The sequence below is a fragment of the Mesorhizobium sp. WSM4840 genome (assembly GCF_055811755.1).
On sequence record NZ_JBVVQD010000019.1, the window covers coordinates 70435 to 91400 of the forward strand.

Annotated in this window: 25 protein-coding genes, 1 tRNA gene and 1 pseudogene; 5 read left to right on the forward strand and 22 right to left on the reverse strand. The window is 61.4% G+C overall.

Annotation, left to right across the window (positions count from 1 at the left end; all coding sequences use genetic code 11):
- Positions 1 to 2: 2 nt before the first annotated feature.
- Positions 3 to 452 carry a hypothetical protein gene (locus tag AC0L3I_RS23675; protein WP_473528382.1) on the reverse strand — a complete coding sequence of 150 codons (450 nt, stop codon included), beginning with the start codon at positions 450 to 452 and terminating at the stop codon, positions 3 to 5.
- A gap of 373 nt (positions 453 to 825) precedes the next feature.
- A complete protein-coding gene (locus AC0L3I_RS23680) occupies positions 826 to 1629 on the reverse strand; it encodes a MipA/OmpV family protein (protein WP_244555124.1) in 804 nt (267 codons plus the stop codon).
- Positions 1630 to 2504: 875 nt separating this feature from the next.
- Here AC0L3I_RS23680 and AC0L3I_RS23685 point away from each other — a divergent pair.
- Both AC0L3I_RS23685 and AC0L3I_RS23690 read left to right on the forward strand, forming a co-directional pair.
- Positions 2505 to 3332, forward strand: coding sequence for an ATP-dependent DNA ligase (locus AC0L3I_RS23685; protein WP_473528383.1), 828 nt, complete (start codon positions 2505 to 2507; stop codon positions 3330 to 3332).
- Positions 3333 to 3868: 536 nt separating this feature from the next.
- A complete protein-coding gene (locus AC0L3I_RS23690; protein ID WP_473487697.1) occupies positions 3869 to 4042 on the forward strand; it encodes a hypothetical protein in 174 nt (57 codons plus the stop codon).
- A 218-nt stretch (positions 4043 to 4260) separates the two neighbouring features.
- Here AC0L3I_RS23690 and AC0L3I_RS23695 read toward each other — a convergent pair whose 3' ends face one another.
- Entirely contained in the window at positions 4261 to 4674 is a 414-nt protein-coding gene (locus tag AC0L3I_RS23695; RefSeq protein ID WP_473487698.1) for a hypothetical protein, read from the reverse strand.
- Positions 4675 to 4909: 235 nt separating this feature from the next.
- On the opposite strand from AC0L3I_RS23695, the gene AC0L3I_RS23700 reads away from it, so the two are divergent.
- Complete coding sequence (locus AC0L3I_RS23700) at positions 4910 to 5143, forward strand: hypothetical protein (protein WP_473487699.1); 234 nt, start codon at positions 4910 to 4912, stop codon at positions 5141 to 5143.
- Positions 5144 to 5160: 17 nt separating this feature from the next.
- Here AC0L3I_RS23700 and AC0L3I_RS23705 read toward each other — a convergent pair whose 3' ends face one another.
- The 3 genes from AC0L3I_RS23705 to AC0L3I_RS23715 form a co-directional block, all read right to left on the reverse strand.
- A complete protein-coding gene (locus AC0L3I_RS23705) occupies positions 5161 to 5547 on the reverse strand; it encodes a hypothetical protein (RefSeq protein WP_473528384.1) in 387 nt (128 codons plus the stop codon).
- A gap of 382 nt (positions 5548 to 5929) precedes the next feature.
- Positions 5930 to 6006 (reverse strand) — tRNA-Pro (locus AC0L3I_RS23710).
- 176 nt (positions 6007 to 6182) lie between these two features.
- On the reverse strand, positions 6183 to 6470 hold the full coding sequence (locus AC0L3I_RS23715) for a helix-turn-helix domain-containing protein (RefSeq protein ID WP_473487701.1): 288 nt from the start codon (positions 6468 to 6470) through the stop codon (positions 6183 to 6185).
- A gap of 461 nt (positions 6471 to 6931) precedes the next feature.
- Between AC0L3I_RS23715 and AC0L3I_RS23720 the strand changes: the two genes are divergently transcribed.
- Positions 6932 to 7210: a hypothetical protein gene (locus tag AC0L3I_RS23720; RefSeq protein WP_473487702.1), complete on the forward strand. Its 279-nt coding sequence runs from the start codon at positions 6932 to 6934 to the stop codon at positions 7208 to 7210.
- Positions 7211 to 7263: 53 nt separating this feature from the next.
- Here the strand turns inward: AC0L3I_RS23720 and AC0L3I_RS23725 are convergent, their stop codons facing one another.
- The 7 genes from AC0L3I_RS23725 to AC0L3I_RS23755 form a co-directional block, all read right to left on the reverse strand.
- On the reverse strand, positions 7264 to 7602 hold the full coding sequence (locus tag AC0L3I_RS23725; protein WP_473528385.1) for a hypothetical protein: 339 nt from the start codon (positions 7600 to 7602) through the stop codon (positions 7264 to 7266).
- Positions 7603 to 7894: 292 nt separating this feature from the next.
- A complete protein-coding gene (locus AC0L3I_RS23730; protein WP_123147533.1) occupies positions 7895 to 8437 on the reverse strand; it encodes a MerR family transcriptional regulator in 543 nt (180 codons plus the stop codon).
- A 195-nt stretch (positions 8438 to 8632) separates the two neighbouring features.
- Positions 8633 to 8956, reverse strand: a complete 324-nt coding sequence (locus AC0L3I_RS23735; RefSeq protein ID WP_095485783.1) for an integration host factor subunit alpha — start codon at positions 8954 to 8956, stop codon at positions 8633 to 8635.
- Between the two features lie 104 nt (positions 8957 to 9060).
- Positions 9061 to 10032: a beta-ketoacyl-ACP synthase III gene (locus AC0L3I_RS23740; protein ID WP_473528386.1), complete on the reverse strand. Its 972-nt coding sequence runs from the start codon at positions 10030 to 10032 to the stop codon at positions 9061 to 9063.
- A 9-nt stretch (positions 10033 to 10041) separates the two neighbouring features.
- Positions 10042 to 11112, reverse strand: coding sequence for a phosphate acyltransferase PlsX (gene plsX, locus AC0L3I_RS23745; protein ID WP_292186350.1), 1071 nt, complete (start codon positions 11110 to 11112; stop codon positions 10042 to 10044).
- 131 nt (positions 11113 to 11243) lie between these two features.
- Positions 11244 to 11792 (reverse strand): YceD family protein, encoded by a 549-nt coding sequence (locus tag AC0L3I_RS23750; protein WP_473528387.1) that lies wholly within the window; start codon positions 11790 to 11792, stop codon positions 11244 to 11246.
- Between the two features lie 25 nt (positions 11793 to 11817).
- On the reverse strand, positions 11818 to 12360 hold the full coding sequence (locus AC0L3I_RS23755) for a ubiquinol-cytochrome C chaperone family protein (RefSeq protein WP_473528388.1): 543 nt from the start codon (positions 12358 to 12360) through the stop codon (positions 11818 to 11820).
- A gap of 115 nt (positions 12361 to 12475) precedes the next feature.
- Between AC0L3I_RS23755 and AC0L3I_RS23760 the strand changes: the two genes are divergently transcribed.
- Positions 12476 to 13015, forward strand: a complete 540-nt coding sequence (locus AC0L3I_RS23760; RefSeq protein ID WP_473487707.1) for an outer membrane protein assembly factor BamE — start codon at positions 12476 to 12478, stop codon at positions 13013 to 13015.
- Positions 13016 to 13270: 255 nt separating this feature from the next.
- Here AC0L3I_RS23760 and AC0L3I_RS23765 read toward each other — a convergent pair whose 3' ends face one another.
- The 9 genes and pseudogenes from AC0L3I_RS23765 to ribD all read right to left on the reverse strand — a co-directional run bounded on the left by AC0L3I_RS23765 (position 13271) and on the right by ribD (position 20964).
- Positions 13271 to 15412, reverse strand: a complete 2142-nt coding sequence (locus tag AC0L3I_RS23765; RefSeq protein ID WP_473487708.1) for a sodium-translocating pyrophosphatase — start codon at positions 15410 to 15412, stop codon at positions 13271 to 13273.
- A 278-nt stretch (positions 15413 to 15690) separates the two neighbouring features.
- Positions 15691 to 15792 (reverse strand): annotated as a pseudogene (locus AC0L3I_RS23770) (ABC transporter permease); the annotation flags it as partial.
- A 156-nt stretch (positions 15793 to 15948) separates the two neighbouring features.
- Positions 15949 to 17169 carry an MFS transporter gene (locus tag AC0L3I_RS23775; protein WP_473528389.1) on the reverse strand — a complete coding sequence of 407 codons (1221 nt, stop codon included), beginning with the start codon at positions 17167 to 17169 and terminating at the stop codon, positions 15949 to 15951.
- Entirely contained in the window at positions 17166 to 17666 is a 501-nt protein-coding gene (gene nusB, locus AC0L3I_RS23780; RefSeq protein WP_023798402.1) for a transcription antitermination factor NusB, read from the reverse strand. Before nusB ends, AC0L3I_RS23775 begins: the two co-directional genes overlap by 4 nt.
- A complete protein-coding gene (gene ribH, locus AC0L3I_RS23785; RefSeq protein ID WP_473487710.1) occupies positions 17663 to 18157 on the reverse strand; it encodes a 6,7-dimethyl-8-ribityllumazine synthase in 495 nt (164 codons plus the stop codon). The genes nusB and ribH overlap by 4 nt, the downstream gene beginning before the upstream one ends.
- A gap of 130 nt (positions 18158 to 18287) precedes the next feature.
- On the reverse strand, positions 18288 to 18413 hold the full coding sequence (locus tag AC0L3I_RS23790) for a hypothetical protein (protein ID WP_473528390.1): 126 nt from the start codon (positions 18411 to 18413) through the stop codon (positions 18288 to 18290).
- A 7-nt stretch (positions 18414 to 18420) separates the two neighbouring features.
- On the reverse strand, positions 18421 to 18723 hold the full coding sequence (locus tag AC0L3I_RS23795) for a type II toxin-antitoxin system TacA family antitoxin (protein WP_473528391.1): 303 nt from the start codon (positions 18721 to 18723) through the stop codon (positions 18421 to 18423).
- Between the two features lie 390 nt (positions 18724 to 19113).
- Positions 19114 to 19731 (reverse strand): riboflavin synthase, encoded by a 618-nt coding sequence (locus tag AC0L3I_RS23800; RefSeq protein WP_473528425.1) that lies wholly within the window; start codon positions 19729 to 19731, stop codon positions 19114 to 19116.
- A 108-nt stretch (positions 19732 to 19839) separates the two neighbouring features.
- The gene (ribD, locus tag AC0L3I_RS23805) at positions 19840 to 20964 is read right to left on the reverse strand and encodes a bifunctional diaminohydroxyphosphoribosylaminopyrimidine deaminase/5-amino-6-(5-phosphoribosylamino)uracil reductase RibD (protein ID WP_473528392.1); all 1125 of its coding nucleotides are present in this window, start codon (positions 20962 to 20964) and stop codon (positions 19840 to 19842) included.
- Positions 20965 to 20966: the final 2 nt, after the last annotated feature.

Consider the following 20966-nt stretch of genomic DNA (forward strand, 5'->3'; position numbering starts at 1 on the left):
ACTCAGAGCTTGTTAAATCGGTTCCCTGCCAAGTCGTTCTTAGGCGGGCCGTGGCCGGAAACTGGCCGTTTGGCAAGCGCCTGGGGTTGATTTTGAAACGCAGGCGAGCCGCTGGACGCGATCTCGCCCTTGGCTGGTCTTATGGGACCGGGATGCGGCTCCCGCTCGTCCTGACGCGCCGTAGGACTCGCCAATCGCCCATCCTGCGCCAGTCTGGTCAGCCGCGCATCGTCTTCGATCCACTCGGCATGCGTCGGGTAGCACAACACCGCCCATGTTGGCGCGCCGTACCTCCGCTCAAGCTCATCGTCGCTCACGCTAAGATTGCCCCAGTACCTCGCACGCCATACTCGATCCGCCTCGGGCTCGGGCTCCGGATCGACCTGCACCCGCTTCGGTTTCGCGCCCTTGTACACCTCGACAATCAGCCGCCGCTGTTCGGCAACCGCCACGTTGAGCGCTCGCGTCGAAGCCAACGATCCTGACGTTTTCTCAGCCTGCCTCAGATCGGGCAAGCGAGCGCTGAGCCGGACGAATTGCTCGACCAAACCAGCCCTTGCGTCGGCATCAATCCCACGGTCGATCAGCGTTTTGACCGTGCTCCGTTGAAGTGGACCCCCAGAGACCTAATGAGAGATGCCGTTAAGGCCAAGTATGATCGGTAGGACGATGAAAAAGAGGATTGCGAGAACGTAGATTACGGCCTTGTTGTCGGTGATCGGCTCAACCAACCAGTGGTCATCTCCATAGCGGTTGCGCTTAAGCCAACCGCGCTCCCATCTGTCACGGGCCTTCTTTCACGCGGCCGGGCCCAGACGCCAGGTATTAGAACAAGTCGAACGAGAACCTCTTCGAGATACTCAAGCCGAAAGCGAATTGATCTTCGCTGCCAAACTTAACAATCGGCGAATCGGCGGCGTCGCCCACAAGCTTACTGTACGATGCCTTTGCGTTCAAAAACCAGGTCGGCCGAAATTCATATCTTGCAAGCCCCCTGATACCCACGCTCTTAAAGCCACCGCCTGGATCAAAGGCGTCAACTCTGAAGCCTGTGTTAGCGGATTCTCGAGCCGAAACTCCGAAATAGCTGTCCATATAGTCGGCTGAAGCAACTGTCGCGAAAGGTCCCAATTTGAGCTCGAGCTCAGGCGTAGGCCGGGCCACCGCGTTCACGCCGAATTCACCCACGACACCGTCAGCACCCCCGAAAGCATAGCGAGCCTCTCCCCAAACCTCCGCGTTGGTCCATTCATAGCTGGCCCGCAAACCAGCTTCGAATGTAGCGTCGACATCATCAAGCCCGGACAGGTCTGGATCATCGCTGACGTCCCGATCAGAGGTGTAGTTGAAGGACGGACCGATCGCGAATCCGCCTGCCTGAGCCTCTGGGCTACCGATTGCAAACAAACCGGGGATGGCGAGATAGCCGAAGCCGATCACTGGCCACGGCCAAATCTCATAATCCTTTGAACCTTCGTATTCAGGCTGAATTATTCCGCCAAGGCCGAGTTCAATGACAACGTCGACATCAGTCTGCGGCGCCTGATCCACTCCTGAATTGTCGGCTGACCAGGCGCGCGTCACAAGGAGTACGGTTGCAGCAACCACGCTGAGGCCAATTTTGATCAAAACCTTCCACCTTCGGACGCTAGAAATCGTTCCACTGCATGGTGAAGTATCAACCAAGATGCTGCAAGCGAAATTGGCATAGTGAATATCAGCAACCGCGTCGTGTGGCCGAATTTTGGAGTTCGTGGGCGAACAGATCGAGGCATAGCTTAAACACAACCTCGGCCCGTCGTGATTATCACTGGGGCCGCGCCGACGCGGCCTATCTCAAAAGGGCTGGGTGGTGATCCGGCATGACCAAGGCAAAAGCTGTCTGAAATGGGTGTCAAAAGCCCCAAATCCGTCACTCGATCGTGATGGAATAGAACCGAGCGCAATGTTGTTGACCGATTGCGGGGGAACCCACGGAAGGGAGACAACCCTTATGCCCAGTCACATCACAATCGCAGTCTTGCTCATGATCCTAACCGGTGCCGCCGGGTGCATGACCAGCAATGGAGCGCAGCATTCCACGACACAGACGACAAACGGTGGCAGCGGTAGCCCCGGCGGTAGCGGCGGCATGGGCGGCGGCGGCTACTAAGGCGAATGTGACGCGGACGGCGCTCCACGGCTTACCTGACGCTGCCGGTGGTGTCCTATTTCAAGGAGAACGGCATGCCGATCTGGCTGGTTCTAATTCGGGTCACTTGGCCTCACCGTGCCTACCACTTCAGACGGCCCGACAGCCGCTGCGGGGTAGGCAACCGACCGCCGGGCCTAACCGGCGGGGGTTTGGGTCGCCGGCTAGTTCTACCATAAGCCTCTCATGCATCATTACTAATTTAGTAAAATGGTCACGTTCCGTTCCCCTGGCTGTCAAATCGGATGAGCCTAGAGTCAATTTGGTGGCTAAACGAGTGAGTGCCGGCGGCCGGCTAGAATTTATTCCTCCGATGATGCGGACCTTGGTAGCCAAGCCGCCCCAAGGCGATGACTGGATGCATGAAGCCAAATTCGACGGCTACCGCTCCCAGATCATCATCGACGCCGACGGTGTGCGGATCTTCACTCGCCGCGGACTAGACTGGACATCGAAGTACCACGATTTGGCCGAGGCAGCCAAAGGTCTCTGCGTACAGAACGCCATCATCGACGGCGAAGTCGTCGTTCTGAATGAGGCTGGCCTTTCGGACTTTGCCGCGCTGCGCAAGGCAATCACCAGGCGCCAGCACGACCTCTATTTCGTCGCATTCGATCTGCTGCATCTCAACGGCCACGACTTGCGCGACATGGTGCTGGAGGACAGGCGGGAAATCCTGGCCGGCCTTATAGGGTCTGACAGCCGCATCCAGTTCAGCGAGACGATGCCGGGCGAGGCTAATGCGATCTATCATCTGATCGACGGGGCCGGCCTGGAAGGGATGGTATCAAAGCGTCGGGACAGCAAATATCGCAGCGGCCCGACCACCAATTGGCTGAAAACAAAATCCTTCACCGAAAGCGAGTTCGAATTGCTTGGCATCGAACGCGAGCGGGGTAAGCCGGCGTTCGCACTCATGGCAGAACCAGGCACGCGCAAATATGTCGGCAGCGCGTTTGTCAGTGTAAATCGCGAGATGCGCGAGCGGCTTTGGAAGCGGGTTCAGGAACATGCTGGGCCACCGCCCAAGGACATGCCGAAGCGACCGGCAACGCAGTGGGTCAAGGCGGGAATCAAAGCCCGCGTGAAGCACCTCAGGGGCGAGGACGACCTTCGCCACGCCTCGCTGCAGGACTTTTAGGATGAGAGCTAAGTAGCCATCACGCGGGTCAGTCTACGATGATGTGTCCCTCGACATCTCCGTCGATGCTAATCCCAGTCAGGCGGCGATTCCAAAAAAGGCAATGTGCCGAATGATGAACGAATGTGCCGTGGTCGTCTGGGGTCGCGTACTCAATCCTTGCGGTACGCTCGGCGAAATCTTCGTCGGCATGCAGGAGCCGAAAGAAGTCCGGGCGAATGATCCTGACTGCCGACGCGATCCTGACTGCCATTCTGACTGCCGACACACAAGCAGGTATCATGCTCCGGCGACCGCCATCGGCGTGAGCAGATAGAGCCGCCGTTACGAATAGTGCTGTCAGGCAAACGCGCTTCATCGCCCCGCCTTTCGCCAACTGGCCGCTTGCGGGCGAGAGAATGCGGCTAGTCAGCGAGCGAGTCCATACATGCAAGATGCGATCTTATCGAGCGTCCCGGCCTGGTGGGCTTGCTAGCGCCCTTCGAAATGAGGAATATAATCTCCATTGCGGCGAACCCCCTTCAACGGAGATCGCCATGCCTCGAAAGACCCTCGCCGACACTCTGGCCGCCCGCGAAACCATCTATGTCAATTGTGCGCACCCGATGTGCTGCAAATCGACGAAGCTCGACATCCAGGCGCTGACTGACAGGCTCGGCCGTGACCACGGCTCGATGCATGACGACCTGGTCGGGCTCTTTATCTGCTAAATTGCAAGGCTGCCGGCGTGACCGCCGGCAGGTGTTCTTCACATGCATTCCTGACTACGAAGGCCAGCAGCGGGCGCGCAATCGCGACTGGAAGCCAACTTTCGAACGAAGGGGCTGAAAGTGGCCGGCGCCGCTTGGGGGGCGTTGGGGTAGATTTGCCTTTAGGGCGCCGGCCAGGCGGTTTGGGGTTCGCCGCAGGAAGAAGCTAGCAGAATTAGCTAGCCGGCAAGCGCCAGGCCGACGGCAATGCCTATGCCAATCACCAGCCCTGCAGCGAGTTTGCCGCCAAGATCCAATTCTGGTAGGCGGGAACGATCCGGTCCGCCATGAGTTAGTAAATCATGATGAACACCATGGAACCCCACGGACGCGCGATGGCGGATGCCAGGGAGCGCATCAACCGGACAAAGCTCGCGCTTGAGCGCACAGAGGAATTGCTGGCCGAGAATACCGCGCTTTGCAGCAGGATACGCGCGCGACGGTGTCTGGTCGAGGCCGCATACCGCTTGGTGCAGATCGATCCCGCCAGCGATGCGGCGCTCATTGGGCGTCTCCCCATTCCAGACGGGCCACGATGATATCGGCGGCAGCCTCTTTTGCGTCTTCGATAGAATAATGAATTGATTTTGCACGCCACCGAACGTTTTCGAAGACCTGAAGTTCGTACATCTCGGCAAGCCGCGGCGTGGGCTAGCCTGCGCCAGTCGAGTGGCGGTGATTAGTTCATCGAAGACGCGGTCGTGCCTCACGGTCCCAGCCTGTCGCCTCTCACCCCCGGCTGCCGGGCCTATCCGGCGCGGCCTGAGAGGCCATCTGGAGAGAATAAATGAACGCTCATGCAACCGTCACGGAAAGACCGGCCGGAACATGGCAATCGAACTCGGCCAGTGGATCACCCACCGCGACCAAGACATGCCATCGCTGGTTATGATGCGGCACAAGGCCGGCAATCTAGGAGAGGTTTACGGCGTGCGATCGTTCGCAACCGTGGATCCGAACCGGGATAGAATGATGCTAGGCTCGGCGCTGCGGCCGATTGATGATGAGGCTTGGGCGGCTTGCTTGCTAACACCGGAATGGGCCGCCGAACTTGCGGCCTGACCGCCTCGCACCGCAACCTAGAAACCCCGCTTCGGCGGGGTTTTTCGTTGAGGGAAGCGTTGCGGAGAAACTGAAGGGTAATGCGCCAGTTCCTTAGAAGGACCAGCCTCAGCTGCCCGTTCTGAAGAAGACGACGGTAGGCCAACCTCGCCAAGCCACTCATCATAGCGATGGTTCAAGGCCAACAACAACTCGTCTGGCTCATCCATGCCGCCTTGGAATAACTCGATGATGTGACGACCAAGACGCTCTCTGGCCGGGTCGCCAACTGCTATCCCGGCCTGATGGCAATAATCGTCGACCACCGCGGCAAGCATTGAAATCTGCGCTGGATCCGTTGCGCGGTTGAAGGTCATATCGCTTCTCCCTTTGTTTTTGGGCGAAAGCGTGGTGATCTCTTCCAATCGACGGCTTGCCGTTAATGTGCGGGCGACTTCCGTTATATAGTGTGTCGGTTTGGTACATACGAGTCGCAGCGTCAACCTAACGCAACGTCAGGTTGCGGCAACCCGCGAATGATGATCAATGCACAGGAAACGAACCTAAACGCGTGGCGCTTGAACACTGCGCCCGGTTCCCGAAGACACAATTCGTCATTACCGCCGTGATCCCGATTCACCATAGTCTCAAATCGGGCGCGGCGGTGAACCGTTTTCGGCAACACCGATGCGGCGGCTCAGGCAACATCTGCCGCGTCCACCTTGCGCGCGGTTGTTGTGCTGGCTACAGTGCGGCTATTTTCCGTATAGCCAGCTTGGGGGATACTGACTAAGTCTTTGTTTTTAATGGTCGGAGTGGCCGGATTCGAACCGACGACCCCTTGACCCCCAGTCAAGTGCGCTACCGGGCTGCGCTACACTCCGGACCGGTCGCGATGTATCGTGATAACCCGGTTCGGGTCAACCGAATTCGGCGGCCGTCGCGCCGATGCCCGGCATGGTGGATTTGAAGTTCCTGCTCTGTTGGACGTCGTCAGCATTCAGAAACTTCAAATCCAGTATCACACTCGTTTGTCTGGCTTGATGCTCTGGCGTCGCTGCTATGAGACGGGTCTTGGATTTTCCACAGATTGTGTCAGCGCGCCCGTATTGATCAGCGCGTCTTCCGGAAGCCGAAGCGCAGAGGCTATTCGCCGAAGCTTCGACAAATCTGCATTCTTGCCGTTCTCGATGTCCGCGATTTCATCGACCGCCAGGCCGCACGTCAGAGACAGCTCTTCCATGCTGTATCCCCTGGTTTCTCGGATGGCCTTGAGGGCGCTGTGGTCGGGCGCAGCTTCGGTCGCCGACAGTTCGGAAAAAGCTTCGCTTGTTGCTATTTGGGGCATTTGGCAACTCCGTGGATTTAAAGAGTTTGATCAAATCAAGAAGTTGCCTGAGACGGCGCAGAGAATGCCCTCTCGATGGTGATTTGCCAAGCACCAAAAATGCCGTCACGGCATCGTGATTCCGATCGGCGCAGCCTGGCACAGGCCTCGGCGGCACCGGCACGGGACCGTCATCCCGATCTAGTTCTTTGACTGGCCGATCGCCGAATTGTTCGACGGTTCTGAGCCGCTCCCTTGTTAAGCGGCTGTCGCTGGCCCGTCAGCCGCTTTGAACGGATCGAATCAGCAGCGGGAGCTTGACCCAAGCGCAGAACGCGTCAGGGGGCTGCGAATATTTTTGAACCGACGCGTGAACCTTTCCTCTCCGGGCCGCACCAAGACGGTATGGACGCCACAAAGGCAGTCCCCAACCAGAAGGACGCCCTGACGGCGATCCTCGATCCAGAGAAGGAAATGCTCGAATGACCAATATCTCGAACTTCAAGCGCCTGTCGCTCGCCGCTGCCATCGTCGTCTCGGCCTTCGGCTCGATTTCCGTTCCGAGCTCGGCCTTCGCCAACGGCACGCACCCCACCGGCGACGGCGGCGCGGTTTGTAAGGGTGCGGGTCACTGTCTGGTGCTGGAGCTCGACTGCAAGGGTACATACACGGATGCTACCGACCCCAACGGCACCGTCTATGGCAAATGCAGCCAAACCGCGCAGGTCAGCCCGAAGAACAAGCTCAAGCTCGCGCGCTGATCGACTTATTATCAACGAAAATGGCGGTCGTCCGCGCCGCCATTTTCTTTGTTTCAACGTGCCGATCTGGATGTCGGTCGCGACGTCTTCTGCTGTCGGCTGAGCAACAGGCTGGCGACGAGCCCGACCACAACCAACCCGACAGCGGCCGCTGTCGCGGGATGATCGCGGGCTGTCTTCTCTATCACCCTGCTATGCCTCCTGATCGCAGGCAGAGCGTCACTGATGCGCTCGGCAAGGTCCGAGTAATAGTCCGACGCGGTGTCACGCCCGTCCTCGTAATAGGCGCTGCCGCGCCTGGACACGGCTTTTCTCAGCGCCGCCAGTTCCCTGGAGAGGGATGCGACCTGCTTTTCAAGGTCGATGTTGGAGAGGGTCGAAAAAGATACCATGATATGCTTCCTTCCTTTGCGAAAAAGAACGCATGATTTCGGAAGCAGTTCCGGTTTTTGCCGGCGATCGATCGGGCCTTAAAGCGCGCTGGGTCTGAAGGGATTCATGCGACCCACTTTTTCTTTTTATGCGTCGTTGTCCTGCGCATCCGGCTCAAGCCCGAGGGCATGCTTTTGGGCGACATGCACTACAGCGCCGCGCGTCCTATTGGACGCGCAAGGGACGCTGTAGCACTTTAATTTTGCGCATGATCCTTTTCCGAAAATCGATTCCGATTTTCGGGGTCATGTGCTAGCGCACCTGATCGAGCAGGCGCTTGCATTCCAGAAGGTCGAACAGCGCCTCCTGCAGCAAAGCACGGTTGTCGCGCGAGAGTTTCGACGTGCCCGGCTGCACCGGCCCGTCGTCGTCGGTCTTGCCCAGGCCGAAAAAGCGCCGGCTGGGTTTCACCTTGGGCTCGCCGACCAGCATCTCGTCATCGGCGCCGCGCGGCTGGGCCGCCGGCGTCAGCGGCACCGCATCGGCCTGCCGGCGCTGCGAGATCGCCTCGACGGCCGCCATGTCGCCACTGCCGATGGCGACGAGGAAGTGATTGCCGTTCTCGCGCAGCAGCTTCTGCACGCCCTTGATCGTATAGCCCTGGTCGTAGAGCATGTGGCGGATGCCCTTGATCAGTTCGACATCCTGCGGCCGGTAGTAGCGGCGGCCGCCGCCGCGCTTCATCGGTTTGATCTGGTTGAAACGCGTTTCCCAAAAACGCAGCACATGCTGCGGCAGGTCGAGATCTTCTGCGACCTCGCTGATGGTGCGGAAAGCATCGGGGCTCTTGTCCATGGGCGAAATCCTCACGCTGGAGCATGATCCCGAAAAGTGGGAATCGGTTTTCAGCCAAGATCATGCTCAACAAAGAGTCATTCCGATCCGGCTGGTTCTGCCGAATCGGGCCTTATTTCAGCGGTTTATGAAACAATATTCAAGCCCGGCGTCAAAGCGGGCGACCGTTTTCAACCGGGCTTTGATGCGCAGCCGCTATTTGCTGCCCTTGGCCTTGCTGTTCTGGTGGGCGCGCAGAATGCGGTTCTTCAGCACATTCGACGATTTGAAGGTCATCACGCGGCGCGGCAGGATCGGCACTTCCTCGCCGGTTTTGGGATTGCGCCCGATGCGCTCGTTCTTGGAGCGGACATGGAACGTCGCGAACGACGACAATTTCACCGTCTCGCCGCGAACGATCGCTTCGCAAATCTCGTCCAGAACCGCTTCAACGAGCTCGGCCGATTCAGTACGCGACAAGCCAACCTTGCGATAAACGGCTTCAGCAAGATCGGCGCGCGTAAGTGTCTTTCCCCCCATGCGAACCGTCCCCATCAGCTCAAAAACATAACTCGATACAAGCAAAGATAGAGCCTAAGTAATTGATCCGGCAAGGTCAAGGACCGAACCTGTCAGTTCGGCACTTACCAGCGAACCAAAACCGCGCCCCAGGTGAAGCCCCCGCCCATCGCCTCGATCAGCACCAGGTCACCCTTCTTGATGCGGCCGTCGGCGACTGCCACCGACAGAGCCAGCGGCACGGAAGCAGCCGAGGTGTTGCCGTGCAAATCGACCGTAACCACCACCTTTTGCTCTGCTATCCCGAGCTTTTTGGCGGAAGCGTCGATAATCCGTTTATTGGCCTGATGCGGCACGAACCAGTCGAGATCCTCAGCGGTGATGCCGGCAGCTGAGAACGTCGCCTCAATGACGTCGGTGATCATGCCGACCGCGTGCTTGAACACTTCGCGGCCTTCCATCCTGAGATGGCCCACCGTTCCAGTGGTCGACGGCCCACCGTCGACGAACAGCTTGTCCTTGTGGGCCCCGTCGGAGCGCAGGCTGGCCGCCAGCACACCGTGGTCGGCAATGCTGCCCGCCCCCTCTCCCGCTTCCAGCACCATCGCGCCGGCGCCGTCGCCGAACAGGACGCAGGTCGAGCGGTCGCTCCAGTCGAGGATGCGCGAGAAGGTTTCGGAGCCGATCACCAGCACGCGTTTGGCCAGGCCGCCGCGGATATAGAGGTCGGCTGTCGTCACCGCGTAGACAAAGCCCGAGCACACTGCCTGCATGTCGAAGGCGAAGCCGTGATGCATGCCGAGCCGGTTCTGGATGTCGACGGCGGTCGCTGGAAAGGTGTTGTTGGGCGTCGACGTCGCCAGCACGATCAGGTCGATGTCATCAGACGTCAGGCCGGCATTGTCGAGGGCTGCGCGCGCCGCAGCCTCGCCGAGCGAAGCCGTCGTCTCGTCGTCGGCCGCGATATGGCGCTGGCGGATGCCGGTGCGCTGGGCGATCCATTCGTCTGACGTCTCGACCATGCCTTCGAAATCGGCATTCTTCATGATGCGGCGGGGCAGCGCGGCGCCTGTGCCGCGCACGACTGATCTGATCAAGGCTCTTTCCTATTCCTCTGCGTCGGCAACGACGTCGGATTTCCTAGATGTCTGGGCATGCGGATTGCGCGCATGGAACAGGTCGAGATCGGCTTCGATGCGGTCGAGCAGATTGTTGCGCACCATGTCGTAGCCAAGCTCGATCGCCGCCGCAAAGCCGTCCGAATCAGCCCCGCCATGGCTTTTCACCACGATGCCGTTCAGACCCAGGAAAACACCGCCATTGGAGCGGCCGACATCCATCTTTTCGCGCAGGCGATCGAAGGCGCCTTTGGCGAATATATAGCCGATCCTGGCCATCAGCGTCCGGTCCATCGCGGCACGCAGATAACCGGCGATCTGTCTTACGGTGCCTTCCGCCGTCTTCAGCGCGATGTTGCCGGCAAATCCTTCGGTGACGACCACGTCGACCGTGCCCTTGCCGATGTCGTCGCCCTCGACGAAACCATGGTAGTTCATCGAGGCCATGTTGGCCTCGCGCAACATGCGGCCCGCCTCCTTGACCTCTTCCTGGCCCTTGATCTCCTCGACGCCGACATTGAGCAGGCCGACGCTCGGCCGTTCGATGCCGAAAACCGAGCGCGCCATGCCTGTGCCCAGAATGGCAAAATCAACCAGTTGATGCGCATCCGCGCCGATGGTGGCGCCGACGTCCAGCACCACGCTTTCGCCGCGCAGTGTCGGCCAGAGCGCCGCGATCGCCGGACGGTCGATGGTCGCCATGGTGCGAAGGCAGAACCTCGACATCGCCATCAGTGCGCCGGTGTTGCCGGCCGAGATGCAGGCGTCGGCAGTACCTGCCTTGACCGCCTCGACCGCTTTCCACATCGACGACTTCCAGCGGCCATGGCGCAGCGCCTGGCTCGGCTTGTCGTCCATCCTGACTGCTATCTCGCAGTGAATGAACTCGCACACTTCCGCCAACTTGGGGAGTTTTGCGAGTTCGGGGCGCACTGCCTCATCGCGACCATAGATGACGAAGCGGATGTCGGGACGCCGTGTCGCGACCGTCATGAGCGCCGGGATGACCACGCTTGGTCCGTGATCGCCACCCATGGCATCGATGGAAATCCTGATCACGCGGTGTTCATCTCACAGTTTGCTTGAGCGAGCGCCTGGCGCTGGCAACGGTTTTGGGGCTCGCGAAGGTTCGGCGAAAATAGCGTTTTTGGGCTGCCGCACAACCGGCTTTCTCCGATTGGGTCGGGTTTTCAGGATTTTCCCAGCAGGGAACGCAGCTTTTGCTGGAATTCGCTTTCCGCAGTCCCGGCATCGTCGGCAGCCTCCATTGAAACGCCTTGCTTGCGCGGATAGGGATCGATCGCCAACCCAAAGAACTGTTCGGCGAGCGCTCCGACATCGATCGTATTGCCGGAAAATGTTTCCGGGCTGTCCGGCCCTTCGGCATCGAGCACTATCTCGCCGCCGCCCTCGAAACCGTGCCGCCCGAGCTTGGACTGCTCCGGCAGGAACAGTGCGTCGACCGCCTCGGCTATATGCGCCTCGACCGGGTCGAGGGTGACGATGCAGGCCTGGGTGATATCGGCCTCGACGCGGCCGCTGACCTTGACGCCGTTGCGTTTCCACGGCGCCACCAGGAGCTCGACACGGTAGTTCTCGACCGAGAGCAAATCGTGCTCGCCCGCCAGCGCGGCGCGCTGCGCGGCGTCGGCCTCGATCACCACCGGCAGTCCCTTTTGCGGCAGCCTGGCGACATTGGCCACGAAGGACACAGGGCTCTGGGAATCGGCGTGTTTCATCTTTTCCTTAGATAGTCTTATTTTCTTAGATAGTCTTGGCCACGGGGAATGCCACCGTGCCGGAAACAATCGATTCGGTCGGCTGTTCCGCGAGTCGCCTGGAGACATCGGCGACGTAGCCGGCCAGTTGCGTTGCTTGCGGCCAGGTGGCGGCATCGGGCCTGACATTGCGGGCAAGGGCGGCGGCGAGTGCATCATGGTCGTTTCGTTCCAGCGCATCGTCATAGGCGGCGGTGCGGCCATAGAACATCTTCGCCAGTTTCTTCATGCGCTTCGGCACGCCGACGTCGCCGATGCCCAGTTCCCGCAGCGAATGCTCGACATCCATGAAGAACTCGTCGATCAGCACCTGCGCGACCTCCCCGGCAACACCGCCCTCGCCGCGCAGCCGGTGCTGGAACAGGAACATGTGCAGCGCCAGCATCTCGAAGCGGCCAAGCGGCGTGTCCGGTATATTCCAGTCGGAATAAAACACGGTTTGCCGCGCCGCTGCCACGATTTGTGCGTAAAGCGCCTCGGTGATAGCGCGGTTGGCGTGACGTTCGCGACCAAAAAGGCGCTGGAACATTGAGGGTGGTCTCCCGGGGACCGCTTGTTTGAATTGGCCTTGTTGCATCGGCGAGCAAGCTGGTTTACCGGTTTTGCGGCCCAGCGCAAGTTGCGGCCAGCTAATGGAGTTGTAGTTGCGCGCGCTGAAATTCAAGTCGGCTTTTCTGTCCAGGTCCGCTTTGTCCAGGTCCACCGGCGCGGTCTCGCTGCTGGTGGTTGCATCGGCGCTGTCCGCCTGCAACTCGTCGAAAATGATCGGCGATCTCAATCCGAGCGAGACGCTGACGCAGGGCTACGTGATCGACCAGCAGGCGATCGACCTGGTGCCGGTCGGCTCGAGCCGCGAACAGGTGCTTCTGGCGCTCGGCACCCCGTCGACGAAGGCGACTTTCGACAACGAGGCCTTCTACTACATCTCGCAGACGCGCAAGCGTTACGTCGCCTTCGACAAGCCCAGGCTGGTCGACCAGAAGGTGCTCGCCGTCTATTTCGGCGAGGACGGGCGCGTTACCCAGATCGCCAATTACGGCCTGAAGGACGGCAAGGTGTTCGACTTCATCTCGCGGACCACGCCGACCGGCGGCAAGGACCAGAACTTCCTCAGCCAGATCATCGGCGGCGCCAGCAAGCTGGCGCCCGGCCTCCCCGGCGGCGGCGGCTCGCCCGGCACCTGATCCATCCCGGCAGAATCGGCTTCATCCTTTCCTTTTGCTTCCCTGGAAGCAGCAACATCTCAGGCGACCGAAAACCCGCGGGAGCGATCCTGCGGGTTTTTGTTTTGAGACAGCAAGCCAGCGTCGCGGGCTGCGGGCCGCAGACGACTTGAAGGGCGTCAATGCCCTGATGCTGGACGTCCAAAATAGAAGAACCCGCGGGATCGCTCCCGCGGGTTCGGTTCTGGACTTCGGGCCCGGAAGGGCCGAGCGGCCTCAGCCGTGCGCGAGCACGGCCAGCAGCAGCAGGGCGACGATGTTGGTGATCTTGATCGCCGGGTTGACTGCCGGACCGGCGGTGTCCTTGTAGGGATCGCCAACGGTGTCGCCGGTCACCGAGGCCTTGTGTGCCTCGGAACCTTTGAGATGCTTGACGCCGTCCTTGCCGGTGAAGCCGTCCTCAAACGATTTTTTCGCGTTGTCCCAGGCGCCGCCGCCAGAGGTCATCGAGATCGCGACGAACAGGCCGTTGACGATGACGCCGAGCAGCGAGGCGCCGAGCGCCGCAAAGGCTGATGCCTTCGAGCCCGAGATCAGCAGCACGCCGAAATAGACGACCAGCGGCGCCAGCACCGGCAGCAGCGACGGAATGATCATTTCCCGGATCGCCGCCTTGGTCAGAAGGTCGACCGCACGCGCATAGTTCGGCTTCGACGTGCCGGCCATGATGCCCGGATCCTCGCGGAACTGCTTGCGCACCTCCTCGACGATGGCACCCGCCGCACGGCCGACGGCGGTCATGGCGATGCCGCCGAACAGATACGGAATCAGACCGCCGAAGATCAGGCCGGCGACGACGTAAGGGTTGGAGAGGTCGAAAGAGACTTCGCCCATACCCTGGAAGTAAGGATATTTGTCGCTATTGGCGGCAAAGAACTTCAGGTCGTTGGAGTAGGCCGCGAACAGCACCAGCGCGCCGAGACCGGCCGAACCGATGGCGTAGCCCTTGGTCACCGCCTTGGTGGTGTTGCCGACGGCGTCGAGCGCATCGGTGGATTGGCGCACCTCCTTGGGCAAGCCGGCCATTTCGGCAATGCCGCCGGCATTGTCGGTGACCGGGCCGAAGGCATCGAGCGCAACGATCATGCCGGCAAGGCCGAGCATCGTGGTGACTGCGATCGCCGTGCCGTAGAGGCCGGCGAGCTGGTAGGTCGATATGATGCCGCCGATGATGACGATCGCCGGAAGTGCCGTCGATTCCAGCGAGACCGCAAGACCCTGGATGACGTTGGTGCCGTGACCGGTGACCGAAGCCTGGGCGATGGAGTTCACCGGGCGCTTGTCGGTGCCGGTATAATATTCGGTAATCACCACGATGAGGCCGGTCACCACGAGACCGATCAGGCCGCAGATGAACAGGTTCGCGCCGGTGATGGCCATGCCGTCGACCGTACCGATTTCGCCCCAGCCCAGTGTTGCCGAGGTGGCGACGCCGAGGCCGACGATCGACAGCAGGCCGGTGACGATCAGGCCCTTGTAGAGCGCGCCCATGATCGAGCCGTTGGCGCCGAGCTTGACGAAGAAAGTGCCGACGATGGAAGTCAGGATGCAGGCACCGCAGATGGCCAGCGGATAGAGCATCGTGGCGCCGAGAACGGCAGTGCCGCCGAAGAAGATGGCGGCCAGAACCATGGTGGCGACCACGGTCACCGCATAGGTCTCGAACAGGTCGGCGGCCATGCCGGCGCAGTCGCCGACATTGTCGCCGACATTGTCGGCGATGGTGGCCGGATTGCGTGGATCGTCTTCGGGAATGCCGGCTTCGACCTTGCCGACGAGATCGCCGCCGACGTCGGCGCCCTTGGTGAAGATGCCGCCGCCGAGACGGGCGAAGATCGAGATCAGCGAGGCGCCGAAGCCGAGCGAAACCAGCGAGTCGATGACGACACGGTCGTTGGGCTGGAGGCCCATGAATTGGGTGAGGATCAGGTAGTAGATCGAGACGCCGAGCAGGGCCAGGCCAGCGACCAGCATGCCGGTGATGGCGCCAGACTTGAAGGCGATCTCGAGGCCGGCAGCGAGGCTGTTGGAAGCCGCCTGCGCGGTGCGGACATTGGCGCGCACCGAGACGTGCATGCCGATGAAGCCGGCAGCGCCCGACAGAACGGCGCCGATCAGGAAGCCGATGGCGGCGGTGATCGAAAGCAGCCACCAGGCGAGCAGCAGGACCACGACACCGACGATGGCGATGGTGGTGTACTGGCGCGCCAGATAGGCCTGCGCGCCTTCGCGGATGGCCGCGGAAATTTCCTGCATGCGTGCATTGCCCTGATCGGCCGCGAGGACCGAACGTGTCGCCCAGATGGCGTAAAGGACTGAAAGCAGACCGCAGGCGATGACAGCTGAAATTATGGTCATTGCCGGATTTTCCTCGCTTGATGACCCAAAAGAACCCCTCCCTGGGCCGTTGAGACAGGGGAGCGGATTCCGCGCGCGGAATCCGCTCCCTTCGCACCGGCTTATGCGAAACAGGGTTGCGAACGTCAAGATATTGTTCGGTTTTTGCCCGGCTTTCGCCCAAAAGCCTCTCGGCAGAGCCGCTCTTTCACTTCAGAACCCCGGCCGAGTCATCGAAATCGCTGTTTGGAATCCATTTCCGCCGAGATGAGTGAACGCGACATCTGAGTTTTTGGTGACTACGCCGTCTCCTGCCCCATGCGACGCGCGGTGTAGCCCTCGATCGCCGACAGCCCGTCATAGATCAGCACGGCAAGGGCGGCGACGATCAGGCCGCCCCTGCAGGCAATAATTTTGTTCGGATGCGGGTGAATCCGCGGCTGTCTGATCCCGACAGCGTCATGTCACTACAGCGCCGCGCGTCCGTTTGGACGCGCAAAGGGCGCTGTAGCACTTTTGATTTTGCGCATGATCCTTTCCGAACCTTCGGTTCGGGGTCATGCGCTGGTCGGCCGTACGCTTGTCATCTTCAACACGCCCAGCGCCACGAAGCACAGCACCGTCACCGGGAAGATGATCCAGTTCAGCATCTCCCAGCCCCAGGCGTTGTAGACCGCGCCCGACATCAGCGAGGCGAAAGCGACGGAGCCGAACAGGACGAAATCGTGAAAACCCTGGACCTTGCCCTTTTCGGATGGCCGGTAGCTGTCGGCGACCATGGCGGTGGCGCCGATGAAACCGAAATTCCAGCCGAGGCCGAGCAGGATCAGCGCCGTCCAGAACTGCCACAGGGCCAGGCCCGACAGCGCCACCACGGCGCAGCCGATCAGCAGCACAAGGCCGGTTGCGACGATCCGTTCGGCACCGAAGCGATAGATCAGCGAGCCGGTGAAGAAGCTCGGCGCGAACATTGCCATGACATGCCAGGAAATGCCGAGCGTGGCGTCGTCCGTCGACAGGCCGCAGCCGACCATGGCGAGCGGTGCGCCGGTCATGACGAAGCTCATCAGCGCGTAGCTGCCGACGGCACAAAACAGCGCCGCCACAAAGCGCGGCCTGGTCACGATCTCGGCGAGCGGCCGCGCGTCGCTGTCGGCGATTTCCACTTTGCCGGCTGCCCTGGCAGGGATGCGCAGGAGCGACAGGATGGCGGCGCCGACCGCCGCCAGCACCAGGATCGACGCGAACGAGCCGGCAAACATCACCGGCACAAACAATTCGCGGGTGAAGATGACGATCTGCGGCCCGAGGATGGCGGTGACGATGCCGCCGGCCAGCACGAAGGAGATGGCGCGCGCCTTGAATTCAGACGGCGCGTTGTCGGCGGCGGCGAAGCGGAATTGCTGGACGAAGGCGCCGCCGATGCCGATCACCAGCAGGCCGAAGGCGAACAGCCAAAAGCTGGCCTGGAACAGCGCCAGCGTGGCGACCAGACCACCGAGCGCAGTGACGATCGTGCCGGTCATGAAGCCGTCACGCTGGCCGAGCCGGCGGATGATGGCGGCGGCCGGAAGCGCGCCGAGCGCCACGCCGACGTTGAAGCCGGTGATCGGTGCGGTCGCCAGCGACTTGTCGGAGCCGAGCAGATAATGTCCGGCCAATCCACCCACGGAAATGGCGATGGGTGCGGCCGAACCGATGATCGCCTGCGAAGCGGCAAGGATGAGCGCCGTGCGGCGCGCTTCCCTGCCAGCCTCGGCGATAGCGACGGCCGTCATGAAGCGTCCTTGCCGCGCCCCTCGCCGCGCACCCGGCGCGACACGCGATCGAGCACCGCGTTGACCAGCTTCGGCTCGTCTTCTTCGTAAAACGCCTTGGCGATATCGACATATTCCGAAACGATGACAGCCACCGGCACGTCCTCTCGCTTCATCAGTTCGTAGACGCCGGCGCGCAATATGGCGCGCAGCGTCGAATCGAGCCTGGACAGTGGCCAGTCCTCGGTCAGCGCCTGGCGGATGATCGGATCAATGGTCTTCTGGTTCTCGACGACGCCGGCAAGGATGGCGCGGAACCATTGTGCGTCGGCCTCGCGATAGAGCGCGCCGTCGACTTCCTTGCCAAGCCTGAACGCCTCGTATTCGGCGGTGATCTCGAAGACGCCGCTGCCGGCCACATCCATCTGGTAGAGCGCCTGCACGGCGGCCAGACGGGCAGCACCGCGCTTGTTGGCGTGGCGTACCGCAGGCTGGCCGGGTGATGCGGGTTCGCTCACGATCGCTCTCCCAACTGTTGCTTGAGGGCAATCATAGTCAGCGCCGCACGCGCGGCAAAGCCGCCCTTGTCGCCTTCCGAACGCCTGGCCCGCGTCCAGGCCTGCTCGTCGTTTTCGGTGGTCAGGATGCCGTTGCCAATACAGACCGCATCCTGCACGGACAGGTCCATCAGGGCACGGCTGGATTCATTGGCGACGATGTCGAAATGATAGGTATCACCGCGCACGACGGTGCCGAGGGCGACAAAACCATCATAGCTCGGCCCGCCTTCGGCGGCGCCGTCGAGCGCGAAGGAAATCACTGCGGGAATTTCGAGTGAGCCCGGAACGGTGACGACATCGTATGTCGCGCCCGCTTCCTCGAGCGCGATTGTCGCGCCTTCGAGCAGCGCGTCGGCAAGATCGTCATGGAAGCGCGCCTCGATGACAAGAAGGTGGGCCTTCTTCTTCGGGCGAATGAACGCTTTGCCGTGTTGGGATGTGCCAGCCATAGATGTCTCCGGGATCGCCGGTGACTTAGGCCGAAGCCGGTTTGATCGCAAGCGGAAGATTGGTGGAGATGCGGCGACAGTCCCTGATTATTTGGTTTCCCGGCGCGATGCTGGAAGCGGCTCACTGGCGTCAAGGCTTTCTGCCCAAAGCCAGTACGACATGGTGATCGATTACGCGGCCGGAGTCCACATCGGCCAATGCTTCGCGCGTCAGTTGCTCTTCATGCCTGGAAGTCTTTTTGCCCTTGGTCATCATGCCCCGCTCAGACGCCAGCGGCCTTACGATAGCGGCGGATTGTGTCGCGCAGACGATCGTTCACCGGCTGCGGATTGATCAGGGCATCGACGAAAGCCTGGCAGTCGCGGACGGGCAGGTCGAGGCGCTGATGCTCCTCGGTGACACGGCGAGCAGCATCCAGCACGCTGGTCAGCACGAAATCCACCACTGCCCGGCCCTGAAGTGCCGCCGCATGTTCTATGAGGCTCTTCTGGTCAGCAGTGACGGGCGTTTCCAGACGCTCGCCGCGCACACGGCCGCAAGGTGTTTTCAAAGCGGGTGAGATCATCGTCGTTCTCCTGAGCGGCAATGTACGGCCAATCGGCCGGAAGTTCAAAGCTTGCTTGAGCGCCCAGTGCAATCGGACAAATGATGGGTTCGCAACCCGTGCTGGAGAGATCAATTACCGAAGCCGGCGCTGCCCCTCATTGCCCTGTCGGGCATTTCTCCCCGTAAACGGGGCGAAAGAAGCTGGCCGCGACGCCGGCGCCCTTCTTGCAACGCTGGTGATTGGCGAAACCATCGATGACAGCGCCCCTCGCCCCGTTTACGGGGAGAGGTCGCCGGCAGGCGGGTGAGGGGCAGCGCCAACGGAACGGAACAAGGCGCGAATTAAATCCGAGGTGCTCGTCCTGTTCGGACCAACCGTATGAATCCACGCCGCTCTCCGGCAGGGCCATCAAAGCCCCTCTTTCGCGGCCTCGGCCAAGCGCGCCGCGTAGCGGGCCATGGTGTCGATCTCCAGATTGACCCGGTCGCCGACCTGGCGTTCGCCCCAGGTGGTCACGGTCAGCGAGTGATGGATCAGCAGCACGTCGAAGCGGGTGCCTTCGACCTTGTTGACGGTGAGCGAAGTGCCGTCGAGCGCGACGGAGCCCTTGGGTGCGATGAATTTGGCCAGGTCGCGCGGCGCTTCCAGCGTGAAGCGCACGGCATCGCCTTCCTCCTTGCGCGCCACGATCTCGGCCGTGCCGTCGACATGGCCTGAAACGATGTGGCCACCGAGTTCGTCGCCGATCTTCAGCGCCCGCTCCAGATTGATCCTGGTGCCGGATTTCCAGGCCATCGCCGTCGTCAGCCTGAGTGCCTCTTCCCAGGCCTCGACCTCGAACCAGCGCGCATTGGCGCCGCTTTCCGGCAGCGCCGTCACCGTCAGGCAGACGCCGCCGCAGGAAATCGAAGCACCAATGGTGATCGTCTGCGGGTCATAGGCGGTGTCGATGCGCAAGCCGATGCCCTCTCTCAGCGGCTTCACGGCAGCGACGGTGCCGACATCAGTGACAATCCCGGTGAACATCAGATCCTGTCTTCTTGTTTGGCCATGATCTTTTTTGTTTGGCATGATCTATTCCGAAATCCGGTTCCCACTTTTCGCTAACGCGGACCTTCGGTTCGGGATCATGGCCTAGAAATCCCTTATCCACTCGGCGTAGCTGTCTTCGCCGAAACGCATGTCGCGCAATTTGCGAAATCCTGCCGGGATATGGTCGGCGTCAATGGGCGATACAATGCCGCGCTTGCCGATCGGCTCCTGGCCCTGGAACAGCACGATGCGGTCGACCAGCCCTTCGGCGAGGAAGGCCTTGGCCACCTTGGCGCCGCCCTCGACCAGCACGCTGGCCATGCCGAGCGCGGCCAGATCCTCGAGCAGTTCCGGCAGCGCAATATCGCCTTCATACGTCTCGGTGCCGATGAAGCGCACGCCGGCGCGTTCGAGCGCGGCGCGCCGGTGCGGATCAGCTTCAGCGCAGGCGGCGACATAGAGCGGAACCCGGTCGACGCCGGCGACCAGTTTCGACGTTTCCGGCAGCCTGATCTGGCGGTCGAGCACGATGCGCGCCGGCGAACGGTTTTCCAGCCCCGGCAACCGCACCGTCAGAGCCGGATCGTCCTCGAGCGCCGTGCCAATGCCGATCAATATGCCGTCGGCTTCGGCCCGCATCATATAGACTTCGCGCCGGGCGACGTCGCCGGTGATCGAGACCTGCCCCGCGCCTTCCGTGCCGATCTTGCCGTCGCTGGAAAGCGCAAGTTTCAGGATCACTTCCGGACGTTTTTTCAGAGATCGAATGAGATAGCCGGCCATCTGCTCGGCGGCTTCTGCCAGCAGCACCTTTTCGACCACCTCGACACCGGCGGCACGCAGGATCGCATAGCCGTTGCCGGACACGCGTGGATCGGGGTCGCTCGCAGCCCCAACCACCCGCGCGACGCCGGCATTGAGCAGCGCATTGGCGCAAGGCGGCGTGCGGCCATGGTGGGCGCAGGGCTCCAGTGTGACATAGGCGGTGGCGCCGCGTGCGAGCTCGCCGGCCTCGGCCAGCGCCTCGGTCTCGGCATGCGGCCGGCCGCCGACAGCGGTGACGCCGGTGCCGACAATCATCGGCCCGGTGCCGTCGTCGCGCACGATCAGCGTGCCGACGGACGGGTTGGTCGAGGTCCGCCCGGCATTTTTGCGCGACAGCCTGAGTGCTGCCGCCATGAAGCGGCGATCAAGAACTTCTTGTTCGGCTTGGCTGCGCCTTGCCATGC